18 protein-coding genes are annotated in these 22,984 nt (G+C 69.6%); 6 read left to right on the plus strand and 12 right to left on the minus strand.

Annotated elements, in window-relative coordinates:
- Positions 1-2: 2 nt before the first annotated feature.
- Together ABE488_RS15305 and ABE488_RS15310 are read right to left on the minus strand one after the other, a co-directional pair.
- Positions 3-2,228, minus strand: a complete 2,226-nt coding sequence (locus tag ABE488_RS15305) for a TonB-dependent receptor (RefSeq protein WP_346449246.1) — start codon at positions 2,226-2,228, stop codon at positions 3-5.
- 413 nt (positions 2,229-2,641) lie between these two features.
- A complete protein-coding gene (locus ABE488_RS15310) occupies positions 2,642-3,553 on the minus strand; it encodes a LysR family transcriptional regulator (RefSeq protein WP_346449248.1) in 912 nt (303 codons plus the stop codon).
- A gap of 314 nt (positions 3,554-3,867) precedes the next feature.
- Here ABE488_RS15310 and ABE488_RS15315 point away from each other — a divergent pair, with 314 nt between their 5' ends.
- Genes ABE488_RS15315 through ABE488_RS15335 form a run of 5 tightly spaced genes read left to right on the plus strand, consistent with a single transcriptional unit; the run spans position 3,868 to position 10,027 of the window.
- A complete protein-coding gene (locus ABE488_RS15315) occupies positions 3,868-5,118 on the plus strand; it encodes a 3-methyl-2-oxobutanoate dehydrogenase (2-methylpropanoyl-transferring) subunit alpha (RefSeq protein WP_346449250.1) in 1,251 nt (416 codons plus the stop codon).
- Between the two features lies 1 nt (position 5,119).
- Entirely contained in the window at positions 5,120-6,163 is a 1,044-nt protein-coding gene (locus ABE488_RS15320) for an alpha-ketoacid dehydrogenase subunit beta (RefSeq protein ID WP_346442446.1), read from the plus strand.
- 3 nt (positions 6,164-6,166) lie between these two features.
- Positions 6,167-7,507: a dihydrolipoamide acetyltransferase family protein gene (locus ABE488_RS15325; protein ID WP_346449251.1), complete on the plus strand. Its 1,341-nt coding sequence runs from the start codon at positions 6,167-6,169 to the stop codon at positions 7,505-7,507.
- 7 nt (positions 7,508-7,514) lie between these two features.
- Positions 7,515-8,921, plus strand: coding sequence for a dihydrolipoyl dehydrogenase (lpdA, locus tag ABE488_RS15330; RefSeq protein ID WP_346442444.1), 1,407 nt, complete (start codon positions 7,515-7,517; stop codon positions 8,919-8,921).
- Positions 8,922-8,929: 8 nt separating this feature from the next.
- Positions 8,930-10,027 carry a branched-chain amino acid aminotransferase gene (locus tag ABE488_RS15335; protein WP_346449253.1) on the plus strand — a complete coding sequence of 366 codons (1,098 nt, stop codon included), beginning with the start codon at positions 8,930-8,932 and terminating at the stop codon, positions 10,025-10,027.
- 184 nt (positions 10,028-10,211) lie between these two features.
- On the opposite strand, the gene ABE488_RS15340 is transcribed toward ABE488_RS15335, so the two are convergent.
- The 6 genes from ABE488_RS15340 to ABE488_RS15365 form a co-directional block, all read right to left on the minus strand.
- Positions 10,212-12,650 carry a M20/M25/M40 family metallo-hydrolase gene (locus ABE488_RS15340; RefSeq protein WP_346449254.1) on the minus strand — a complete coding sequence of 813 codons (2,439 nt, stop codon included), beginning with the start codon at positions 12,648-12,650 and terminating at the stop codon, positions 10,212-10,214.
- A 243-nt stretch (positions 12,651-12,893) separates the two neighbouring features.
- The gene (locus tag ABE488_RS15345; protein ID WP_346449255.1) at positions 12,894-13,799 is read right to left on the minus strand and encodes a hydroxymethylglutaryl-CoA lyase; all 906 of its coding nucleotides are present in this window, start codon (positions 13,797-13,799) and stop codon (positions 12,894-12,896) included.
- Positions 13,799-15,838: an acetyl/propionyl/methylcrotonyl-CoA carboxylase subunit alpha gene (locus ABE488_RS15350; protein WP_346449257.1), complete on the minus strand. Its 2,040-nt coding sequence runs from the start codon at positions 15,836-15,838 to the stop codon at positions 13,799-13,801. The genes ABE488_RS15345 and ABE488_RS15350 overlap by 1 nt, the downstream gene beginning before the upstream one ends.
- The gene (locus ABE488_RS15355; protein WP_346442439.1) at positions 15,835-16,623 is read right to left on the minus strand and encodes an enoyl-CoA hydratase-related protein; all 789 of its coding nucleotides are present in this window, start codon (positions 16,621-16,623) and stop codon (positions 15,835-15,837) included. The genes ABE488_RS15350 and ABE488_RS15355 overlap by 4 nt, the downstream gene beginning before the upstream one ends.
- A 22-nt stretch (positions 16,624-16,645) precedes the next feature.
- Positions 16,646-18,253 (minus strand): carboxyl transferase domain-containing protein, encoded by a 1,608-nt coding sequence (locus tag ABE488_RS15360; protein ID WP_346449259.1) that lies wholly within the window; start codon positions 18,251-18,253, stop codon positions 16,646-16,648.
- A 13-nt stretch (positions 18,254-18,266) separates the two neighbouring features.
- Complete coding sequence (locus tag ABE488_RS15365; protein WP_346449260.1) at positions 18,267-19,430, minus strand: isovaleryl-CoA dehydrogenase; 1,164 nt, start codon at positions 19,428-19,430, stop codon at positions 18,267-18,269.
- A gap of 131 nt (positions 19,431-19,561) precedes the next feature.
- On the opposite strand from ABE488_RS15365, the gene ABE488_RS15370 reads away from it, so the two are divergent.
- The gene (locus tag ABE488_RS15370) at positions 19,562-20,197 is read left to right on the plus strand and encodes a TetR/AcrR family transcriptional regulator (protein WP_346442436.1); all 636 of its coding nucleotides are present in this window, start codon (positions 19,562-19,564) and stop codon (positions 20,195-20,197) included.
- 19 nt (positions 20,198-20,216) lie between these two features.
- Here ABE488_RS15370 and ABE488_RS15375 read toward each other — a convergent pair whose 3' ends face one another.
- The 4 genes from ABE488_RS15375 to ABE488_RS15390 form a co-directional block, all read right to left on the minus strand.
- Positions 20,217-21,629: an efflux transporter outer membrane subunit gene (locus tag ABE488_RS15375; RefSeq protein WP_346449262.1), complete on the minus strand. Its 1,413-nt coding sequence runs from the start codon at positions 21,627-21,629 to the stop codon at positions 20,217-20,219.
- Positions 21,630-21,694: 65 nt separating this feature from the next.
- Positions 21,695-22,624, minus strand: a complete 930-nt coding sequence (locus tag ABE488_RS15380) for an HlyD family secretion protein (RefSeq protein WP_346449264.1) — start codon at positions 22,622-22,624, stop codon at positions 21,695-21,697.
- Positions 22,617-22,811, minus strand: a complete 195-nt coding sequence (locus ABE488_RS15385) for a DUF1656 domain-containing protein (RefSeq protein ID WP_346449266.1) — start codon at positions 22,809-22,811, stop codon at positions 22,617-22,619. Before ABE488_RS15385 ends, ABE488_RS15380 begins: the two co-directional genes overlap by 8 nt.
- Positions 22,801-22,984, minus strand: a 184-nt coding sequence (locus tag ABE488_RS15390; protein ID WP_346449267.1) for a hypothetical protein, incomplete at its 5' end; no start/stop codon positions are given. The genes ABE488_RS15390 and ABE488_RS15385, both read right to left, overlap by 11 nt.

Genomic DNA, 22,984 nt, shown 5'->3' on the forward strand with positions numbered 1-22,984 from the left:
CATCAGAACCGGTAATCGAAGGACACGCCGATGGTACGCGGTTGCAGCATCACGCCGTTCCAGCGCGTCAGACGCGCCGATCCCAACAGGGTCCGACTGGCCGCGGTGAAGGTATCTTCGTTGGTCACGTTGTTGACGAAGAAGCGGAACGAGGCGTCGGTGCTGCCCAGTTCGGCGCTCAGATCGAGCAGGCTGTAGCTGGACAGATCGATCGACTGCGACGCCGCCACCGACAGCGGACGGCGGCCGTAGTAACGCAAGGCGCCGGCCAGGCTCCAGGCCCACTCGCCCCGGGTCGGGAACTGGTAGTGCGCCTGCACGCTGCCGCTCCACTCGGGGACCTGCGGCAGCGGCGTGCCCGCCGGCGCCTGACCCGGAATCGACGCCGTCAGTTCGGCATCGGTATAGGTCAGCGTCCCGCTCAGGCGCAGGCCGTCGCTCGCCGCGATCGAGCCGCTGAACTCGACACCCTGGCTGCGTGCGCTGCCACCGTTGAGGCCATAGGAAATGCCGCTGGGCGTTGCCAGGTTGAGACGGATGTCGTCCCAGTCGATGCGAAACACCGCAGCTTCGACCAGGGCACGCCGGTCCCACAGATGACTTTTGATCCCCAGTTCGTAGTTGACCAGCGTATCGGCGTCGACCTGTCGCGGCACATCGGGCGCATTGGCGATCAGCGGGTTGGGACTGCCGGCGCGATAGCCGCTGGCGGCCCGCAGATAGGCCATGCTGTCCTCGCCAAAGAACAGGCGCGGACTGACGCTCCAGGTGGTCACACTTTCCGAGGAGGTGCCGTTATAAGCCTGTCCGCCGCCCAGCAGGCCGCCCAGGCTCTGGTCGAACACCTGGTCGTTCTGTGCATGGCGCAGGCCCAGGGCCAGGTCGAAGCGGTCGCTGAACTTCCAGGTCGTATTGCCGAACAGCGCCTTCTCGCGATACGTGGTCAGCACATCCGCGGTGAACAGCGAGGCCACCGGCGTCATGGTCGCGCTCATGACGTCGCCGAACTCGATGTAGTCGGCGTCCTCGTCGGTGTAGAACGCGCCGATCTGCCACGCCAGCCTGCTGGTGTCCTTGGAAGTCAGGCGGACTTCCTGGGTGAACTTGCGCAGACCGATCTTGGTGTCGAGCGCCGCGTAGGCCAGCGGGCCACGACCGGGCGTGCCCCCGAGCAGCGGCACGTACTCGGCCGACAGGTCCTGCACGCGCCAGGTGCGCGAGTCGAGCCAACTGCTCGATGCATTGAAATCGGCCCAGCCCAGATCCCAGTCGACGCTCAGCCCGTAGACATCGGCATCGATGGTGCTCGGCTGCAGCAGCAGATAGTCGCTGGCGTAGCCCGGCAGCGAGCGCTCGAGCGTCACCGGATCGAGCGAGACCACGCCAAGGTTGTCGGCCCGGTTCTGCTGGGTGATCGCGCTGAGCACCACCTCGAGCGTGTCGATCGGCTGCCACAGCAGCGACAGGCGCCCGGCCTTCTGGCGCACGTCGTTGGTGTCGCGGCGCTGGAGCACGGTGTTGTCGATCCAGCCCGGCGTCGCCTGCTCGGCGTAGCTGGCGCGCATCGCCAGCTTGCTCTCGGCCAGCGGCGCGTTGATCGAGACGCGTCCGGCGTAGCCCACGTGCCCCCCGTCGTCGATGACGCTGACCGTGCCACCGGCCCGGCCTTCGAAGTAGTCCAGTTCGGGGCGACGGGTGACGTACTTGACCAGACCGCCCAGCGCACTGGCGCCATACAGCGTGCCCTGCGGACCACGCAGCACTTCGACATGCTGCAGGTCGTAGGGCAGCAGATCGAACATGCCCGACGTGCCGCCCGACAGCGACCCGTTGGGGGTCAGCGGGATGTCGTCGACGTAGATCGCGGTCGATGCCGTGTTGCCCATCGGCACGATGCCGCGCAACGACACCTGCGCGCGGCCGGGCCAGCCCAGGTTGTTGACCTGCAGGCCGGGAATCACACCGGCCAGGTTGTTGACGTTGTTGATCTGCAGGCGGTCGAGGGCTTCCTCGCCCAGTACGCTGATCGACATCGGGATTTCAGTGGGCGATTCCACACGCTTTTGTGCGGTGACCTGGATCACATCGAGCGTGCGCGGGGCCGACGGGGACGCCTCGGCGTCTTCGGGCGCGTCCTGCGCCAATGTCTGGAACGTGGTGCCGGATGCCAAGAGCCCGCAGAGGCAGGCCAGTGTCAGCAGGGAGGGACGGAGTGTGTGGTTGCGCATCGTGTTCAGTCTCGACAAGTGGGGAGGCCCCTGAAAGGACGGACAGAACCCGGTTCTTGGGGGAGGAGCGCGGTGGGAAACACACAGTGAGGGGGTCCATCCCGCGGCGGCCGGTTTCACGGCGGACGTCTCGATCCGATCGCGCGAAGAATTGGCCTGATCCGAGAAAATGCAATGAAATTCTCTGATGGGAACTTAACCGGGCCCGATGGCCCGGCTCCATTGCGAATACTTGGGTCATGCATAACCCAAAGCTATGGGCCGATCGGCGTGGCGTCGCAGCCACCGATCGTTCCCCACCCCACCCGCCCCCACACGTGGAAAGGGCCTGGTCCTGCCCGACCTGACGCAAGCCGCCGAAGGCCTACCCCGCGCGGGCGGAGGGCTTGATCAACGCGCACGCAGCAGTGCGCTCAGCCGTCGCAGGCGAAGACCAGGAATTGGTGCAGCGCATGGGCGGGCGCCGACAACGGGGCGTCGGAGCGCCAGACCAGCCCCACTTCCATCGGCGGCACGGCCACCTCGAGCGTACGCACGTCGATCCGGCGGCCGTCCAGCGACCAGGGCCGATAGACCATGTCCGACAGGATGCTGACGCCGAATCCGTAGGCGACCAGGCCGCGCAGGGCTTCGAGCGACGAGGTACGAAACGCCACGTTCGGCGCATGGCCCACCGAGTGCCAATAGCGCATCGCCGAGGCCTCGCCCTCGTCCACTTTCAGCATGATGTAGGGATACGGCGCCACATCGGCCGGCCCGATGGTCGGCAACTGCGCCAGCGGATGCGATTCGGCGATCCACAACTGGCGGCGCGAGCGGATCAGCGCCTGGCGCCGGAGCACATAGGGCTCGACCATGTTGGAGATGATGCACAGTCCCAGATCGAGCGCGCCGTCGGTCACGCCGCGTTCGATCTCGGCGCGGTCCATGTCGATCAGATCGATCTCCACCAGTGGGTAGGAGCGCTTGAAACGCGCCAGCAGGCTGGGCAGGAAGTAGCCCAGCACCGTGTACGACGCGCCGACCCGCACCGTTCCGGTGAGCGCATTGGCCAGCAGCGTCGGCTCGCTGAGCGCGTCCTGCAGCGTGTCCAGCACGTGGCGCACGTGCTGGTGGAAGCGATGGCCTTCCGCGGTCAGCGCGACCCCATGCGGCATCCGGTCGAACAGACGCAGGCCCAGCATCGTCTCGAGCTGGGCGACCGCAGTGGTGATCACCGATTGCGAGACGTGCAGCTTGCGGGCCGCCTGCGAGAACTGGCCCAACTCGGCCGCTTCGGCGAAGTAGCGCAGTTGCCGCAACGACAGGTTGGCCGGAATCTGCATGTCACACTCCGAACAGCGGCAGGCATCGGATTTTACGATACCTCGTAAAGAATTAAACAAATTTACGATAGCCGACCGGCACCGTAGACTTCACGCTTGGCGGAATGCGGCGCGCCGCGCCCGCCTGAGTGCCGCGGGCCGAGCCCGCCCCGACCGGGAGAAGCGTTTCTTGTCCTGTGCCCCGTCCCGGCACGCGCCCCGCGCGTGCCCCCTCGCGTCGATCGCCCGTCCGGGCATCGGCCGCGCCCTCGCCGACGCCCCCCGCCGCCGGCATGTCCGTTCTTCCATGTCCCATGTCCAGCGAGGCTCCTGACATGTCCACGTCCCAGACCCCGGCCACGACCACCCCCTTGCGGCTGCACGTGCCCGAACCCAGTGCCCGCCCGGGCCAGGCCACCGATTTCTCCTATCTGCAGCTCAGCCCGGCCGGCGCGGTCGACAAGCCCGCGCTCGATGTGACCGCCGGCCAGACCGCGCCGCTGACCACGCAACTGGTCCGCGTGCTCGACGACAACGGCGACGCGGTCGGCCCGTGGGCGGCCGACATCGACGACGCCGTGCTGCTGCGCGCGATGCACGCGATGCTCAAGACCCGCGCCTTCGACGCCCGCATGCTGATCGCCCAGCGCCAGAAGAAGACCTCGTTCTACATCCAGTGCCTGGGCGAGGAAGCGATCGCGGTCGGCCAGACCCTGGCGCTGCGCGACGGCGACATGCAGTTCCCGACCTACCGCCAGCAAGGCATCCTGATCACCAAAGAGGTCTCGCTGGTCGAGATGATGTGCCAGGTGCTGTCGAACGCAGCCGACCCGCTCAAGGGCCGCCAGTTGCCGATCATGTACTCGTACAAGGACGCGGGCTTCTTCTCGATTTCCGGCAACCTGACCACGCAGTACATCCAGGCCGTGGGCTGGGCGATGGCCTCGGCGATCAAGGGCGACACCAAGATCGCGACCGCCTGGGTCGGCGACGGCGCGACCGCCGAAGGCGATTTCCACGCCGCCCTGGTGTTCGCCCACGTCTACCGCGCGCCGGTGATCCTCAACGTCGTCAACAACCAGTGGGCGATCTCGACGTTCCAGGCGATCGCCGGCGGCGAGAACACCACCTTCGCCGCACGCGGCGCCGCCTACGGCATTCCGTCGCTGCGCGTGGATGGCAACGATCTGCTGGCCGTCTACGCCGCCTCGCGCTGGGCCGCCGAGCGCGCGCGCAGCAATCTGGGCGCGACGCTGATCGAATGGGTCACCTATCGCGCCGGTCCGCATTCGACCTCCGACGATCCCTCCAAGTACCGCCCCGCTGACGACGCGCAGCATTTCCCGCTCGGCGATCCGATTGAGCGCCTGAAGCGGCATCTGATCAAGCGCGGGCTGTGGAGCGACGAACAGCACGAACAGGTGCGCAGCGAACTCGATGCTGAGATCTCGCGCGCACTCAAGGAAGCCGAGTCCCATGGGTTGCTCGGCAGCGACAACCGTCCCGGCGCGGCCGACATGTTCAACGACGTCTACAAGGACATGCCCGACCACCTTCGCCGCCAGCGCCAGCAGTTGGGAGTGTGAGATGAGCGAAACCGAACTCCAGACCACCGGCAGCGCGCCGATGACGATGATCCAGGCGCTGCGTTCGGCGATGGACGTCATGCTCGAGCGCGACGACACCGTGGTGATCTTCGGCGAGGACGTCGGCTACTTCGGCGGCGTGTTCCGCTGCACCGATGGCCTGCAGGCCAAGTACGGCAAGCAGCGCGTGTTCGACGCGCCGATTTCCGAAAGCGGCATCGCCGGGGCGGCGATCGGCATGGCCGCCTACGGCCTGCGCCCGGTCGCCGAGATCCAGTTCGCCGACTACATCTATCCGGCCTACGACCAGATCGTCTCCGAAGCGGCGCGCCTGCGCTATCGCTCCAACGGCATGTTCACCTCGCCGCTGGTGTTCCGCACGCCCTGCGGCGGCGGCATCTACGGCGGCCAGACCCACAGCCAGAGCCCGGAGGCGATCTTCGCCCACGTCGCCGGCCTGCGCACGGTGATGCCGTCCAACCCCTATGACGCCAAGGGCCTGCTGATCGCCTCGATCGAGAACGACGACCCGGTGATCTTCCTCGAGCCCAAGCGCCTGTACAACGGGCCGTTCGACGGCCATCACGACCGCCCGGTCGTGGCCTGGTCCAAGCATGCCGACAACCAGGTGCCCGAAGGCTACTACTCGGTGCCGCTGGACAAGGCCGCCGTCGTGCGCGAAGGCCAGGCGGTCACCATCCTGACCTACGGCACCACGGTGTGGGTGGCGCAGGCCGCGGCCGAAGACGCCGGCATCGACGCCGAGGTCATCGACCTGCGCAGCCTGTGGCCGCTGGATCTCGACACGATCGTCGCCTCGGTCAAGAAGACCGGCCGCTGCATCGTGCTGCACGAGGCCACCCGCACCTGCGGTTTCGGCGCCGAACTCGTCGCGCTGGTCCAGGAGCACTGCTTCTACCACCTGCAGGCGCCGGTGGAGCGCGTCACCGGCTGGGACACGCCCTACCCGCACGCGCAGGAATGGGACTACTTCCCGGGCCCGGCCCGGGTCATCGACGCGATGCATCGCGTGCTGGAGGACTGAGCGATGGGACACCACGTCATCAAGATGCCGGACATCGGCGAAGGCATCGCCGAAGTCGAGCTGATCGCCTGGAAGGTCGAGGTCGGCGGCACCGTCGCCGAAGACGAAGTCGTGGCGGAGGTCATGACCGACAAGGCGATGGTCGAGATCCCCTCGCCCGTCGCCGGCACCGTGGTCTCGCTGGGCGGCCAGCCCGGCGAGATGATGGCCGTCGGCAGCGAGCTGATCCGGCTCGAAGTCGAAGGCGCCGGCAATGTGAAGGCCGGCGCCGCGGCGCCGGAGGCAGCGGCCGCCAAGCCGGCCGAACCGAAGGTCGACACGCCCAAGGTCGAGGTCGCCAAGCCCGCGCCGGCGGTCGAGTCACCGCGCGCCGACGCCCCTGCCAAGCGTGCCGCGCCCGCGCCGGCGGTGACGTCCGATGCGCGCGGCCCGGTGACCAACGGCGTGCTCGCCGCCGGCGAGCAACCGCTGGCCTCGCCGGCCGTGCGCCGCCGCGCGTGGGACCTGGGCATCGAGCTGCGCTTTGTGCCGGCCAGCGGCCCGGGTGGTCGCATCCTGCAGGCCGACCTCGACGCCTACGCCGCGGCCGGCGGCAAGGCCCAGCCGGTCGGCGGCGCCGCCTCCGGTGGCGGCTATGCGCGCCGCACCGGCGAGCAGCAGATCCCGATCATCGGCCTGCGCCGCAAGATCGCGCAGAAGATGCAGCAGTCGTGGTCGACCATTCCGCATATCACCTATGTCGAGGAAATCGACGTCACCGAGGTCGAGGCCTTGCGCGCCCAGCTCAATACGCGCTGGGGCAAGGAACGCGGCAAGCTGACCCTGCTGCCGCTGCTGGCCCGCGCGGTGATCCTCGCCGCACGTGACTACCCGCAGATGAACGCCCGCTTCGACGACGAGGCCAACATCGTCACGCGCTACGAAGGCGTGCAGCTCGGCATTGCCACGCAAAGCGCAGTGGGCCTGTCGGTCCCGGTGGTCGCGCATGCCGAGTCGCTCGACCTGTGGCAGACCGCCGGCGAGATCGCGCGCCTGGCCACGGCCGTGCGCGAAGGCAAGGCCACCCGCGAGGAACTGTCGGGCTCGACGATCACCATCAGCAGCCTCGGCCCGGTGGGCGGCGTGGTCTCCACGCCGATCATCAACCATCCGGAAGTGGCGATCGTCGGCGTCAACCGCATCATCGAGCGGCCGATGTTCAAGGAGGGCCAGGTGGTCGCGCGCAAGCTGATGAACCTGTCCTCGTCGTTCGACCATCGCATCGTCGACGGCATGGACGCGGCCGAGTTCGTGCAGGCGATCCGACGTCGTCTGGAAACCCCTGCCCTGCTGTTCGTGGAGTGAGCCCTTGATGTCGAAGACCATCGAAACCCAGCTGCTGGTCATCGGCGGCGGCCCGGGCGGCTACGTCGCCGGCATCCGCGCCGGCCAGCTCGGCGTCAAGACCGTTGTCGTCGAAGGCGTGAACCCGGGCGGCACCTGCCTCAACATCGGCTGCATTCCGTCCAAGGCGCTGATCCATGCCGCCGAGGAATTCGCCAAGGTCGCCGCCTTCGCCGCCGGCAACTCGCCGCTCGGCATCACCGTGCAGGCACCGACGATCGACCTGGCCAAGACCGTCGAATGGAAGGCCGGTATCGTCAAGAAGCTCACCGGCGGTGTCGGCGCGCTGCTGAAGAAGAACGGCGCGCAGCTCATCAAGGGCTGGGCGACGATCGTCGACGGCAAGACCGTCGATGTCGCTGGCGCCGGTGACGACGGCGGCAATCTGCGCATCAAGTGCGAGCACCTGCTGCTGGCGACCGGCTCGGTGCCGGTGGAACTGCCGTTCCTGCCGTTCGGCGGCAAGGTGATCTCCTCGACCGAAGCGCTGTCGCCGACCGCGCTGCCCAAGCACCTGATCGTCGTCGGCGGCGGCTACATCGGACTGGAGCTGGGCACCGTCTATCGCAAGCTCGGCTGCGAAGTCACCGTGGTCGAGGCGCAGGACCGCATCCTGCCCGCCTACGACAATGAGCTGACCAAGCCGGTCGCCACCCACCTGCAGAAGTCCGGCGTCCAGGTGCTGACCGGCCACAGCGTGCTGGGACTGTCGGACGACGGCGCACTGCGCGTCCGCGACCCGGACGGCACCGAGCGCACGCTCGACGGCGATCAGATCCTGGTCGCGGTCGGCCGGCGTCCGAAGACCGACGGTTTCAACCTCGAATCGCTGGGCCTCGACCTCGCCGGCAAGGCCATCAAGATCGACGACCAGTGCCGCACCTCGATGCGTCATGTCTGGGCGATCGGCGATGTCGCCGGCGAGCCCATGCTCGCGCACCGCGCGATGGCCCAGGGCGAACTGGTGGCCGAGATCGTCAGCGGCAAGAAGCGCCGGTTCGTGCCGGCCGCGATCCCGGCGGTGTGCTTCACCGATCCGGAAGTCGTCGTCGTCGGCCTGTCGCCGGACGAGGCCAAGGCCCAGGGCATCGACGCCAAGACCGCGCTGTTCCCGTTCGCCGCTAACGGCCGGGCGATGTCGCTTGAGTCCACCGACGGCTTCGTGCGCGTGGTCGCACGGGCAAGCGATCACCGCATCGTCGGCTGGCAGGCCGTCGGCGTACAGGTCTCGGAACTGTCGATCGCCTTCGTGCAGTCCATCGAGATGGGCGCCACGCTCGAGGACATCGCCGGCACCATCCATCCCCACCCGACGCTGGGCGAAGCCGTGCAGGAAGCGGCGCTGCGCGCACTCGGCCACGCTTTGCACATCTGAGTTCGCGCATGACCACCGAGTCGATCCACACCTTCCGCATCGTCCCCTCGCAACAGGTCCGCCAGCAGGCCGACCGAGAAGCGATCCTCGCCGACCCGGGGTTCGGGACCCATTTCACCGACCACATGGTCGCGATCGATTGGACCGTCGAGGACGGCTGGCACGACGCGCATGTGCGGCCCTACGGCCCGCTGACCTTCTCGCCGGCCGCCGCGGTGCTGCACTACGGCCAGGAAATCTTCGAAGGCATGAAGGCGTTCCGTCATGCCGACGGCTCGATCTGGACGTTCCGGCCCGAGGCCAACGGCCGCCGCCTGCAGCACTCGGCGCGCCGCATGGCCCTGCCCGAACTGCCGGTGGACCTGTTCGTCGAGTCGATCCGCCAGCTGGTGCGTACCGATCAGGCCTGGGTGCCGGGCGGCGGCGAATCGAGCCTGTATATCCGGCCCTTCATGATCGCCAATGAGGATTTCCTCGGCGTGCGTCCTGCCCGTCGCGTGGCCTACTACGTGATCGCCAGCCCCGCCGGCGCCTACTTCAAAGGCGGCATCAAGCCGGTCTCGATCTGGCTGTCGCGCGACTACGCCCGCGCCGGCCGCGGCGGCACCGGCTCGGCCAAGTGCGGCGGCAACTACGCCGCCTCGCTGCTGCCCCAGCGCGAGGCCTACGACAACGGCTGCGCGCAGGTGCTGTTCCTGGACGCGGAGACCAACACCTTCGTCGAGGAACTCGGCGGCATGAACGTGTTCCTGGTGCAGCGCGACGGCAGCGTGGTGACGCCGTCGCTGACCGGCAGCATCCTGGAAGGCATCACCCGCGACAGCGTGATCCAGTTGCTGCGCGACCACGGCCACACCGTGACCGAACGCCGGGTCGAGATCGCCGAATGGATCGACGGCGTGCGCTCGGGCGAGATCGCCGAGGTGTTCGCCTGCGGCACCGCCGCCAGCATCTCCCCGATCGGCGTGCTCAAGGGCGCCGACTTCAGCGTCGGCGATGCCGATGCCGGGCCTGGCGCGGTCACGATGGCGATCCGCAAGGACCTGCTCGACATCCAGTACGGCCGCACGCCCGATCGCCACGGTTGGCTGACCCGCCTGGTCTGACCGCGTATCGCGGCACAGCGGGCCTGCGCCGCAGGCCCGCCCGTATCGCCGGCATCCTTCGCGTCGGCAAGCGAAGTCCGCATGATCCGCCGGCCCCGTGGCCGGCGTTCGCATGCCCGCGCACTGCCATGGTGGCCGGCGGGTGGGCGCCGCGGGGGCCGACGCGCCCGCGGCCGCGCGGCCCTCAGGGCTCGACGCGCGTCTGTCCGAGCACCCAGGTCATGTCCGAGGTGGACCAGGGCATCACGTCCGGCGCGCGCGGCGGCAGCGGCTCGGCATCGTGCGGCCAGCCATCGATACCCGCGGCGGCCTGGATCTCGACCGGCCCGGCATCGCCCGGCCAGCGCAATTCGATCCCCTGGGCCCCCGGCGCATGCCAGCGCAGCCGCGACCAGGTATCGGGCGTGTCGAGCAACGGGGCCGGCTCGCCCTGCAGGGTCACGCCGGGCACGGCCGCCGCGCTCTTGAGCAGCACTCGCAGGTCGCGGGTCGCAGCCGGCGCCTGCACGCGCAGCACTGTCTCGCCGGTCGCCGCATCGCGCGACTGCTCGAACCGGATCGGCTCGGCCACCGCGATCGGCGCCGCGGGCGTCGCCCAGACGCTGGCCAGGTCGACCGCCAGCAACGGACGCGGGACCGGCGATTCGCGATCGGCGTGCAGCGCTGCGCGACTCCACGCCGACGACGGTGGCAGTGCGCTGACACGGTGGTACTCGCCCTGCCCCGGATCGGCGACGAACATCACCTGGGACAGCGCCGGGTAGCGTTGCCGGTCCAGCCGGGGAAACGCCGCGGCGACCAACACGCCGCTGGCCAGTAGCACGACGGCGAGCGGCGCAATTGCGGGCGCGCGCCTGCCGTGGTCGACCCGCAGCCAAGGCAACGCCAGCGCCGTCAGCCATACCGCGGGGACGGCCAGCACCTCGGGCGTGCCGAAGCCGACGGCGTCGAAGACCTGCAGCGCCAGGCCGAAGACATGCGCCAGCCCATAGACCGTCGCCAGCCCAGCCACGGCCACGCGCACCGCCTGCAGCGGTGCGTTGGCCGGCAGGCACCACGCGACCACACCCACGCCCAGCAGCGGCCACAGCAGCAACGGCGCCAGTTCCGGCGCGAGCGCCTGCACCACCGCGCCCAGCAGGCCGAAGAAGGCCAGGGTGCCCAGGCGCACCGTCTCGCCACGGCGCAGGGTGCCAGCCACGGTCCAGCCCAGACCGGCCACGACGACGCCGAGCACCAATGCGACCGGATCGAAGCCGCCGCGCAGCGACGCGGCCACACCCACGACCAGCGCGACCAGCGCGAACGTCCGCCGGCCCAGGCTGCCGGCGACCAAGCCGCCCACCGCCAGCACCGTGCCGATCGACAGCAGACCCAGGCCGGTGGCCAGGGTCGGAAACACGGCCAATAGATCGCGGTTGAGCAGCAGTGATGCGTCGCCGCCGCCGAGCAGCCGATAGGCCAGCCGGACCGCCAGTGCGACCGACAGCAGCGTCAGCGGCACGAGCGCCAGGCCGCTGAGGGCGCCGCGCCAGCCGCCGTCGGCCCATGACGCGCGGCGCGCGACGACGCCCATCGGCAACAGTGCCAGCAGCCAGACGACCCAGCCCGACCACGCCGGCAGCGCGATCATCCACCCGCCCGGCAAATCGCTGTAGACCAGGTCAACATCGGCGGCCGGCAAGGTGGGCGACACGGCCAGGGTGCGCACCAGCGGCAGCACCTGCGCGCCCATGTGCTGGACGCTGCCCGGGTCGAGATTGTCGACCGTGGAACTCGCGGCGTGGTAGTCGAACAGGCCGCCGAGGATCGCGAAGTTGAGGCCGGGAATGCCCCGCTCGGCCGGCACCGTGAAATCGGTGCCGTTGGGCATGTAGCGATAGACGAAGCCGGTCAGCGAGTTGCCGGCCGGCAGCGGTGCACCGGCCGCGAACGTGCGGATCAGGCCGGCGTTGCCCGGCCCGGTCTCGAACAACAGGGCACGACCGCGGCTGCCGCGCGCCTCGAGATTGACCACGGTGCCGATCCGCTGCGCCAGCGGGTGTTCGGCAAAGAACGCCCGCGCGCCAAGCAGCCCGGCTTCCTCGGCATCGGTGAACAGGAACACCACGTCGCGCTGCCGCGCGTCGCGCGCGATCGCACGCGAGACCTCCAGCATCACCGCCACGCCCAGGCCGTCGTCGGCCGCGCCCGGCGAATTGGCGACGCTGTCATAGTGCGCCATCATCATCACCGCGGGCAGGCTGCGGTCGCGCCCCGGCAGCACGGCGACGACGTTCTCGACATTGCCGCCGCGCAGGTTGCGCAGCCGCGGGTTGCGGTACTCGGCGAACGCATGCGTGCGTTGCACCTCGACCTCCAGGCCGGCCTGCGCGAGTTGTGCGACCAATCGGTCGCGGACCCGTGCCGCCGCCGCCGAACCGGTGGGATGGGGTTCGGCGGCGATCCAGCGCAGGTCCACCAGCGCACGCGCTGCAGAGAACTCAGCAACCGGGATGTCGGCCGGCCGCGGCGCTGGCGTCTGCGTCGCGCGCCAGGCCGCAACCCCCGCCACCGCGACGCACAGCAGCAGCAACGGCAGCGACCAGCGGGCGAGGCCCGGCATCGGCGCGGGCGCGCTCATGCCAGATCCCGCCCGCATTGCGCGCGCGTCGTTCCAGACGGTGCGGACGCCGACATGCGGCAGACAGCGATCACAGACATGAAGACGCTCCTGGCGGACAAGGCCTGCAGGATTGCAAGCCATTCTCCGATATGTCAAATGATTTTCCGATCAGACAATCAGGCATTGCCGTTCGGTGGCGTACGCCGCGACGAGGGGCTGCCCATTGAGGCCGCGCCGGTCGCCATCCGCATCGCGAATCGCTCAGTCGGCGGCGCGGTTGGCCAGTGCGACTGCCGCGAGCTTGCTCGCCGGCCGCCGCCCCAAGGCCTCGCCGATCCACAGTGCGGTCCGGGTCACCGCGTCGAGATCGACGCCGGTCTGCAGCCCCAGCCCCTCGAGCATGTACAGCAGGTCCTCGGTCGCCAGGTTGCCGCTGGCGCCCTTGGCATACGGGCAACCGCCCAGGCCGCCGACCGCGCTGTCGACCACGCGCACGCCGGCCTCGAGGCAGGCGTGGACGTTGGCCAGCGCCTGTCCGTAAGTGTCGTGGAAATGCACGGCCAACTGCGCCATGGGGACGTCCTGCGCGCAGGCCAGCAGCATCTCGCGGGCCTTGGCCGGCGTGCCGACCCCAATGGTGTCGCCGAGCGAGATTTCATCGCAGCCCATCGCGTGCAGCGCAGCGGCCACGCGCACGACGTCGCGCACCGGCACCGCGCCTTGATAGGGACAGCCGAGCACCGTCGACACATAGCCGCGCACCGACACCCCTGCCGCGCGTGCCTGCTCGACCACGGGCGCCAGGCGCGCCAGCGAGCCGTCGACATCGATGTTGGTGTTCTTGAGATTGAAGGCGTCCGAGGCCGCGGTGAACACCGCGATGTGGCGCTCGCCCGTCGCCAGCGCCCGGGCCAGGCCTTTGTCGTTGGGCACCAGCACCGGATAGGCGACGTCTTCGCGCCGGGTGATCCCGGCCAGCACGTCCTCGGCGTCGGCCAGCTGCGGCACCCACTTCGGGCTGACGAAGCTGGTGGCCTCGACGACCGGGAAGCCACAGGCCGACAAGCGATCGATCAACGCGATCTTGGTCGCCGTCGGCACCATCGCCTTCTCGTTCTGCAGCCCATCGCGCGGGCCCACCTCGACGACACGGACAACATCGCGCATTAGGGCTTCTCTTCGTCAGCGGTCACGAAATCTACCAGCACCGCCCCATCGGCGACCAGATCGCCCGGCTTGGCGAGAAACGCCTCGACCACACCGTCGTGCGGTGCCTGCAGCGTGTGCTCCATCTTCATGGCTTCCATCACCAGCAGCGGCGTGCCCTTGGCGATCGGCGCCCCGACGGGCGCCAGCAGTTCGACGATACGTCCGGGCATCGGCGCGACCACCGCGCCCGCATGGGTCTCGGCGCCGGTGTGCCGATGCAGTGGATCGACGTGCTCGAACACGAACCGCTCGGCGCCGCGGTACAGCACGACCTGCGCCCCCGCCATCCACACATCGACGGCCCCGCGCACGCCGTCCAGGGTGGCGGTGAGCGTCGGCGCAGCCCAGTCGACCGTGGCCGTTAGCATCGGGCCCCCGTCGACGCCGATGTCGACGTGGTCGGCATGCGGGTGCAGCGCAAGCCGGCGGGTCTGGTCGCCTGCCGACAGCTCGATCCACTGCGGCGCGGACGCGCCGAGACGCCAACCGTCGCGCGCCCAGGGCGAGGCGTCTGCGTCCGTCGACGCCGCGCGGCGCTGCGCCCAGACGCCGAGCGCGGCATGCATCCACGCCGCATCGTCGGCTTCGGGCAATGGCGCCAGCAGGCGGTCGATCTCGCGCGCGACCAGGCCGGTCTCCAGGCGTGCCGCAGAGAAATCCGCTTGCCGCGCCAGTCGCCCGAGAAACACCGCATTGGTGGTCACGCCGACGACGCGTACCGCGTCGATCGCCTGGCGCAGGCGCTGCAGCGCTCGCGGCCGATCCTCGTCCCAGACGATGAGCTTGGCGATCATCGGGTCGTACCACGGACTGATGGCGTCGCCCTGCTCCACCCCGGTGTCGATGCGCACGTGGGCGCTGGCCTCCGGGAACTGCATCACCTGCAGGGTCCCGGTCGAGGGCAGGAACCCCTTCAGTGCGTCCTCGGCATAGAGCCGGGCCTCGATCGCATGGCCGCGGTGCCGGATCTGGTCCTGGCGCAGCGGCAGCGGCTGACCGGCCGCCACCCGCAACTGCCATTCGACCAGATCGATGCCGGTGACCAGCTCGGTGACCGGGTGCTCGACCTGCAGACGGGTGTTCATTTCCATGAAATGGAACTCGCCCGTGCCGTCGCCCGACCCGCGGCTCTCGCCGACGATGAATTCGATCGTGCCGGCGCCGACGTAGTCGACCGCACGCGCGGCGGCGATCGCGGCCTGCGCCATCGCCTCGCGCTGCGCCTCGCCCAGCGCCGGTGCGGGGGCTTCTTCCAGCACCTTCTGGTGACGGCGCTGCACCGAGCAGTCGCGCTCGAACAGATGCACGACGTTGCCGTGGCGGTCGCCGAACACCTGGATCTCCACGTGGCGCGGCCGCACGATGTAGCGCTCGATCAGCACACGCGCGTCGCCGAAGGCACTCTCGGCCTCGCGCTGGCACGACAGCAATGCCGCCGCGAAGTCCTCGGGCTTTTCGACCAGGCGCATGCCCTTGCCGCCACCGCCGGCGCTGGCCTTGATCAGCACCGGATAGCCGATACCGTCGGCCTGTCGCTGCAGCAACGCCGGATCCTGGTCCGCGCCGTGATAGCCCGGCGTCACCGGCACGCCGGCCGCCTGCATCAGCGCCTTGGCTTCGCGCTTGTCGCCCATCGCCTGGATCGAGGCAGGGCTGGGGCCGATGAACACCACGCCGGCATCGGCGCAGGCCTGGGCGAACGCGGCGTTCTCGGACAGAAACCCGTAGCCGGGATGGATGGCCTGGGCGCCGGTCCGGCGCGCGGCGTCCAGCAACCGGTCGCCACGCAGATAGCTCTCGCGCGCGGCCGCCGGCCCGATGTGCACGGCCTCGTCGGCCAGGCGCACGTGGCGCGCGGTTCGGTCGGCATCGGAGTACACCGCGACCGTGCGGATCCCCAGACGGCGACAGGTGGCGATGATCCGGCAGGCGATCTCGCCGCGATTGGCGATCAGCACCTTGTCGAACAGCGTGCCTTCGGAGATCTCAGTGCTCATCGAGCGTCCTTTGCGCGGCGTGCAGACAGAAACGCGTCCAAACGGGTGCGCGCTTCGTCGGTGGCACGAATGTCGGCGATGCGTGTTGCAGTGTCGGCGATCAAGGCATCGCCGATGGTCTGGCCGTCGAGGTCGCGGATCAGCCGTTTGGATTCGGCCTGCGCCTTCGGGCCACCCTGGGCCAGCGCCTGCACCAGCGTGTCGACCGCGGCATCGAGCGCGTCGTCGGCGACGACGTCGTGCACCAGCCCGATGTCGCGGGCCTTGGCCGGCTGGATCAGTTCGGCGGTCAGGAAATAGCGAGCCGCCTGCCGCGGGCCGATCGCGCGCAGCACGTACGGCCCGATCGTGGCCGGGATCAGGCCGAACTTGACCTCCGAGGTCGCGAACACGGCCTTGTCGCTGGCGATCGCGATGTCGCAGGCAGCGACCAGGCCCAGCCCGCCGCCGATCGCCGCGCCGTGCACACGTGCGATGGTCGGCTTGGGCAGTTCGGCCAGGCGTCGCAGCATGCGCGCCAGCGCCTCGGCCTCATCGCGGTTGCGGGCGACGTCGTAGTCGGCAGCGCGGCGCATCCAGTCGAGGTCTGCGCCTGCGGAAAAACTGCGGCCCCGGCCGGCCAGCACGACGACGCGCACGTCATCGTCGGCCCCCAGCGTCTGCAGGCCACGATCGATCGCGTCGATCAGGTGTTCGTCGAAGGCGTTGTGGCGCTCGGGGCGATCCATCCACAGGGTCGCCACGGCGCCCTGACGCGCGATCGCGATGTTCGGTGTGTCGGTCATTGCGTGTCCTCGTCGCGCCCGGTTACATCCGGAAGATGCCGAACGTCGTATCTTCGTTCGGGGCGTTCATGGCCGCCGACAGCGCCAGCGCCAGCGCGCGACGGGTCTTGGCCGGATCGATGATGCCGTCGTCCCACAGTCGGGCGCTGGCGTAGTACGGATGCCCCTGCTGCTCGAACTGCGCGCGGATCGGCGCCTTGAACGCCTCTTCATCCTCGGCCGACCAACTGCCCCCCTTGGCCTCGATGCCGTCGCGGCGCACGGTCGCCAGCACGCCGGCAGCCTGCTCGCCGCCCATCACGCCGATCCGCGCGTTGGGCCACATCCACAGAAAGCGCGGCGAATACGCGCGCCCGCTCATGCCGTAGTTGCCGGCGCCGAAGCTGCCGCCGATCACCACGGTGAACTTGGGCACCTTCGCGCAGGCAACCGCAGTCACCAGCTTGGCGCCGTCGCGGGCGATGCCGCCATTCTCGTACTTCTTGCCGACCATGAAGCCGGTGATGTTCTGCAGGAACAGCAGCGGGATGCCACGCTTGGCGCACAGCTCGACGAAGTGCGCGCCTTTGAGCGCGCTCTCGGAGAACAGGATGCCGTTGTTGGCGACGATGCCGATCGGGTGGCCGTGCAGGTGCGCGAAACCGGTCACCAGCGTGGTGCCGTAGCGCGCCTTGAACTCATCGAAGCGCGAGCCGTCGACCAGCCGCGCGATGACCTCGCGCACGTCGTAGGGCTTGCGGGTGTCGGCCGGGATGACGCCGTAGAGCTCCTCGGCCGGATACAGCGGATCCTCGGGCGGCTGCATCCGCAGCTCGCCCTGCTTGTGCCAGTTGAGCGAGGCGACGATGTCGCGCACGCGTGCCAGCGCATCGAGGTCGTCCTCGGCGAAATGATCGGCCACGCCCGACACGCGCGTGTGCACGTCGGCACCCCCCAGCGACTCGGCATCCACTTCCTCGCCGGTCGCGGCCTTCACCAGCGGCGGGCCACCGAGGAAGATCGTCCCCTGCGCCTTGACGATCACCGTCTCGTCGCTCATCGCCGGCACGTAGGCGCCGCCGGCGGTGCACGAGCCCATGACACAGGCGATCTGCGGGATGCCCTGCGCCGACAGATTGGCCTGGTTGTAGAAGATCCGGCCGAAGTGGTCACGGTCGGGGAACACCTCGTCCTGCATCGGCAGGAACGCGCCGCCCGAATCGACCAGATAGATGCACGGCAGGCGATTCTGCTGCGCGATCTCCTGCGCGCGCAGATGCTTCTTCACCGTGACCGGGTAATAGGTGCCGCCCTTCACCGTCGCATCGTTGGCGACGATCATGCATTCCACGCCGCTGACCAGGCCGATACCGGCCACCACGCCGGCGCACGGCACGTCGTCGCCGTACATGCCCAGCGCCGCCAGCGGCGCGACCTCCAGGAACGGCGCGCCCGGATCGATCAGCGCATCAATACGGTCGCGCACCAGGAGCTTGCCGCGCTTGCGGTGCTTTTCGCGTGCCGCCTCGCTGCCGCCTTGCGCGATGCGGGCCTGAGTCGCCCGCAGGTCGTCGAGCGCCGCCTGCATCGCGGCCGCATTGGTCTGGAAATTCTCGCTGGCCGGATCGATCCGGCTCTGCAGGACAGCCATCGACGCGCTCCTCTTAGCTGGTCTGGCGGAACAGTTCGCGGCCGATCAGCATGCGCCGGATCTCCGACGTGCCGGCGCCGATCTCGTAGAGCTTGGCGTCGCGCCACAGCCGGCCGACCGGGTACTCGTTGATATAGCCGTTGCCGCCCAGCACCTGGATCGCCTGTCCGGCCAGCCAGGTGGCCTTCTCGGCGGCGTACAGGATCACGCCCGCGGCGTCCTGGCGGGTGATGCGCCCGGCGTCGGCGGCCTTGGCCACCGCGTAGACATAGGCGCGGCAGGCATTGAAGGCCACGTACATGTCGGCGATCTTGCCCTGCATCAGCTGGAAGTTGCCGATCGCCTCGCCGAACTGGTGGCGCTCGTGCACGTAGGGCAGCACGACATCGAGCCCGGCGGCCATCAGCCCGAGCGGACCGCCCGACAACACCAGGCGCTCGTAATCCAGGCCCGACATCAGCACCTTGGCGCCGCCGCCGACCTCGCCGAGCACGTTCTCCACCGGCACCTCGCAGTCCTCGAACACCAGCTCGCAGGTGTCGGAGGCGCGCATGCCGAGCTTGTCGAGCTTCTGCGCGGTCGAAAACCCCTTGAAGCCCTTCTCGACGATGAAGGCGGTGATGCCCTTCGGGCCGGCCGCAGGGTCGGTCTTGGCGTAGACCACCAACACGTCGGCGGTCGGTCCGTTGGTGATCCACATCTTGTTGCCGTTGAGCACGTAGCGGTCGCCGCGCAGCTCGGCGCGCAACTTCATCGCGACCACGTCCGAGCCCGCGCCCGGCTCGCTCATCGCCAGCGCGCCGACATGCTCGCCGCTGCACAGCTTCGGCAGGTACTGGTGCTTCTGTGCCTCGCTGGCGTTCTTGCGCAGCTGGTTGAGGCACAGGTTGGAGTGCGCGCCGTAGGACAGGCCGATGCCGCCCGAGGCCCGCGAGATTTCCTCCATCGCGACCACATGGGCCAGGTAGCCCAGGCCGGTGCCGCCGTAGGCGTCCTCGACGGTGATGCCCAGCAGCCCCTGCCCACCGAGCTTGCGCCACAGCGCGTGGGGAAACTGATTGGTCTCGTCGGCGTGCGCGGCGAGCGGCGCGATCTCCTGCGCGGCGAAGTCCTGGACGGACTCACGGATCATCTCGATCTCTTCGCCGAGTTGGAAATCGATGGACGGAATACGCATGCTGGACTCCAAGGTTCCCCGGGGCGCGGACCGTGCGGCGAAGCGTCGCAGTTGGGGTCCGAACGCACAGCCTAGCGGGTTCCGGACAAGAATTGAACTAGGATTCACAAATTGAACCAAGGATCACAATTTTGAGCTACCGACGCTCCGATCTGATGGAAGAACGGATGGCCCGCAACCGCGAGCGGATCGTCCAGGCTGCGCGCACCCTGGTGTCGGTCGGCGGCTTCCGCGAGGCGCAGGTCGCCGCAGTCGCGGCCGAGGCCGGGGTCTCGACCGGCCTGATCTATCGCTACTTTCCGTCCAAGGCCGAACTGTTCGTCGAAGTGCTCACCGCCGCGATCGATGCCGAAATCGTGGTCCTGCGCGCGGCGGCCGACGGCCACGCCGACGCCCGCGATCAGTTGGGCGCGGCGATCGAGGCCTTCGTGCGCCGCGCCCTCGCCGGCCCCGCCCTGGCCTACGCCTTCATCGCCGAACCGGTCGATCCGGAAGTCGATGCCGAGCGTATCCGCGGCCGCCGGCGCTTCGGCGACGTGTTCCGCGACATCCTGCGCGCCGGCATCGAACGCCGCGAGTTCCCGGCCCAGGACGCCGACGTCACCGCGGCCTGCATCGTCGGTGCGTTCACCGAGGCGCTGGTCGGGCCGGTCGCGCCGATCCTGCGCGAGAAGACCGCCGGCCCTTCGCAACTGGTCGCCTCGATCCGCCAGGTGTGCCTGCGCGCGGCGGGCGTCTCGGACCCGGCGCCGTCCCCGCGCGCCTGAGCGCAGGACGGCCCGCAACTTATCGCGCTGCCGAGGCCGCCATCGACGCGTCCACCCCGACGGCCGGCGCCCCGGCAACCGCCACCTGCGCTCCCAGCGCCGTGTGCAGCGCAACCGCCGCGCGCAGCTCCGCCCATCGGCCAAGCACCTGCGCGTCACGCGCCTGCTGCACCGTGCGCTGCGCGACGAGCACGGGCAGATAGCCGCGCAGGCCCTGGGCATACAACCGCGTCGCATCGTCCAGCGCCTGTTCGCTGTCGACGACCGCCGACTGCAACGACGCCTGCCGCTCGCGTTCGCTGGTCCAGGCGATCAACGCGTCTTCCACCTCGCGCAGTGCCACCCGGATGTCGCGCTCGTAGATCCGGCGCACCGCGTCGGCATTGGCCTGCGCAGCGGCAGTCGCCCCGCGCGCGCGTCCGGCGTCGTAGAGGACCTGGCGGCCCTGCATACCGGCCGACCATGCCAGCGTCGCCGTCGAGAACAGCTCGCGGATCGTGCCGGCCGTGGTGCCGATGCCCAGCGGAATACGAAACGCAGGGAAGCCTTGGGCTTGGGCCACGCCGATCTGCGCGGTGGCTTGCGCCAGGCGCCGTTCGTCCGCGCGCAGGTCCGGGCGCTGGCGGATCACGTCCGAAGGCAGTGCGCGCGCCGCATACGTGGGGCTGGGCGACATCGGCGCAGGCACCCGCAGCGCGGCCTGCCAGTCGCCGGGAAAGCCACCGGCCAGCACGCCCAGCGCATGGCTGAAGCGCGCGATGTCGGCCTCCAACACCGGCAGCCGTGCCTGCGCCGTGGCGCGCTCGGCCCGGGCCTGGGCCACATCGGCCAGCGTGCCCAGGCCGCTGCGATGCGCCTGCTCGGCCAATCGCGCGCTGTCGATCAGCGTGGCGAGCTCGTCGCGCGCGATCGACAGCCGTATTTGCGTAGCACGCAATCCCACGTAGTCGGTCACCAGTTCGGCCACCAGACTCGCCTGCAGCGCATCGTGATCGTCCGCCAGCGCCTGGATACCGGCATCGGCGGCCTCGACCGCCCGCCGCGTGCCGCCGAACAGGTCCAGCGTCCAACTGGCGTCGATGCCCAACTGCCACGCCTGCGCGCTGCGCCCGTCGCTGTGCGTCGCCCCGCCCGCCCCGCCGATCGAAACTTCGGGCCGTGATGCCGAGGCGATCTGCGCGCGTTCGGCCCGCGCCTGCCGCAGCCGCGCCAGCGCGATGTCGAGATCCTGGTTGTGCGCCAAGGCCTGCGTGACGAGGGATTCGAGCAGCGGGTCCTGGAACGTGCGCCACCACGGACCTGGCGCCTCGCGATCGTCGTCGCGCAGCGCGACGGCGGGCGCGATCCAGTCCGCAGGCACCGCCACGGTCGGCGCGCGATAGTCGGGGCCGACCGTCGTGCAGCCGGACAGGCCAGCCAGCAGCGCGGCCAACCACCCGCCGCGGTGGCGCGCTCGCGCAGATGTACACGACGTGGATGACGTGGGCATCGCGCGCCTCACAGCCAGCGCTGCAGCCAGGCGACCAACCGCCCCCGTGCGGCCGGCGCGCCGTCAGCCGGCAGCACATCGATGCTGCCGGTCATGCCCGCCGCCAACACCACCTCAGGCGGCACCTGCTCGAACTCGACACGCACCGGAATGCGCTGCGCCAGACGCACCCAGCTGAAACTCGGCGCCACGTTCGGCAGGCCCTGCGCATCGGCCTCCTGGTTGGGGTCGGCAATGCCGCGCCCGATGCTCGCCACCCGGCCCCGGAGCTCGACGTCGTACCCCATCAACCGAATCCGCGCCGCGGCGCCGGGACGGATGCCGCGCAGCTTGGTTTCCTCGAAGTAACCGGTGATCCAGAAGCCGCCGGCATCGACCAGCGCGATCGTCGGCTGGCCAGCCGCGGCGTAATCGCCGACGCTCAGCCGCAGGCGGGTGACCACCCCATCCATCGGCGCGCGCAGGACCGTGCGCTCGAGATCCAGCTTCGCCCGGTCGACCGCGACCTGCGCCATCCGCAGATCGGCCCGGGCGAGTGCCAGCGCTTGCTGCGCGCGCTGGATGTCCTCGGCCGGCAGCAGGCGCTCCATGCCCTGGCGCCGCCGGGCCTCCTCGGCCCGCTGGCGCAGCGAGACCGTCGCCGCGGCTGCCTGCGCCTCGGCCTGCGCCAGCGCCAACGCAAACCGCGTCGGGTCGATGCGGTACAGCACTTCGCCTCGGGTCACGACCTGGTCGTCCACGACCGCGACGTCGATGACCGGGCCGGACACGTCCGGCGCAATGCGCACGACCTGAGCCGCGACCCGGCCGTCGCGCGTCCAAGGCGCCAGCACATAGGCGCGCCACAGCGCACCGACCAGCAGGCAGGCCGCGATGACGACACTGAGCGTGAGAGCGACGCGCAGGATGCGCGCAGCGGGATGCGGACGATCAGACATGGAGGATCAACACCGAGACGAGACAGACGGACAATGCGAATTCGAACAGGCCCGGATGCCAGGCCCAGCGCAGCACCCCGCAGCGCACGAGCAGCAGGCGGAGCCCTAAGTAGAACGGCAACGCGGCGCAGGCGTAGACGAAGAATGGCGGCAGGTACAGGCCGCCCACTGCGACCTCATGCAACATGGCCGGCCCCTCGTTCGCGTGGCGGCACACCATCGGCATGGCGCTCGAGCAGCGCCGCGACGTCCAGCAGCGCGCCGGTCAGTCGCTGCATTTTGATCGTCGCCGTGCCCGAGGACGCGGCGGCGCGCGACAGCGCCGCGGCCGCGCGTCGCGCGTGCCGGGCCGCCACCGCC

Source organism: Luteimonas sp. TWI662, from assembly GCF_039673825.1.
Taxonomy (GTDB): Bacteria; Pseudomonadota; Gammaproteobacteria; order Xanthomonadales; family Xanthomonadaceae; genus Luteimonas.